Raw genomic sequence first — 1,114 nt, forward strand, 5'->3', positions numbered from 1 at the left:
GAAGCCGGGCAGCTTGGCGATCTCGCCGATGTTGGCCAGGTGCTCGATGTCGAACAGCATGTCCTTGAGGGGGGCGGTGTAGCTCATGTCTTGTCTCCAGATACAGCGGATACGAAAAGGGCATCGCGAACGATGCCCTCTGGCTCAGTGCAGCGATGCGATCAGAGCGCCTTCACCAACTCGGGCACGGCCGTGAACAGGTCGGCCACGAGGCCGTAGTCGGCCACGCTGAAGATCGGCGCTTCTTCGTCCTTGTTGATCGCCACGATGACCTTCGAGTCCTTCATGCCGGCCAAGTGCTGGATCGCGCCCGAGATGCCGGCTGCGATGTACAGCTGTGGCGCGACGATCTTGCCCGTCTGGCCCACTTGCCAGTCGTTCGGGGCGTAGCTGCGTCCACCGCTGCGCGGCTGGCGCCAAGGCCAGCGTTCAGCTTGTCGGCCAGCGGGGCCATCACTTCGGTGAACTTCTCGGCGCTGCCCAAGGCGCGGCCGCCCGAGACGATGATCTTGGCAGCCGTCAGTTCGGGGCGTTCGCTCTTCGTGACTTCACGGCCCACGAACGCGCTCTTGCCGCTGTCGGCCACGCCTTCAGCCGTTTCGACCGTTGCGCTGCCACCGGTGGCGGCTGCTGCGTCGAAGCCGGTCGTGCGAACGGTGATCACCTTGGTGGCGTCGCTGCTCTGCACGGTGGCGATTGCGTTGCCGGCATAGATCGGGCGCTCGAAGGTGTCGGGGCTGTCGACTTTGGTGATGTCGCTGATTTGAGCGACGTCGAGCTTGGCGGCGACGCGCGGGGCGACGTTCTTGCCGTTGGCGGTCGAGGGGAACAGGATGTGGCTGTAGTTGCCGGCAATGGCCAGCACTTGGGCGGCGACGTTCTCAGCGAGGTTCTCGGCGAGGCTCGGGCTGTCGGCGGCGATGACCTTGGTCACGCCTGCGATCTGCGCAGCGGCCTTCGCGGCTTCAGCGGCATTGGCGCCTGCGACAAGAACGTGCACATCACCACCGCAAGCCAATGCAGCAGTCACGGTATTGAGAGTGGCCGGCTTGATGCTGGCGTGGTCGTGTTCGGCAATAACAAGTGCGGTCATGTTCAGATCACCTTCGCTTCG

The 1,114-nt window shown here is 64.3% G+C and carries 1 protein-coding gene and 1 pseudogene; both read right to left on the reverse strand.

The features are described 5' to 3' along the window. The coding region (locus BMG07_RS45305; RefSeq protein ID WP_198083767.1) for an acyl-CoA dehydrogenase N-terminal domain-containing protein at positions 1–87 on the reverse strand (87 nt) is incomplete at its 3' end. A 74-nt stretch (positions 88–161) separates the two neighbouring features. Continuing rightward, positions 162–1,093, reverse strand: a pseudogene (locus tag BMG07_RS40710) (electron transfer flavoprotein subunit alpha/FixB family protein). Positions 1,094–1,114 lie beyond the last annotated feature (21 nt).

The organism is Variovorax sp. E3, assembly GCF_016082275.1.
Classification (GTDB): Bacteria; Pseudomonadota; Gammaproteobacteria; order Burkholderiales; family Burkholderiaceae_C; genus Variovorax.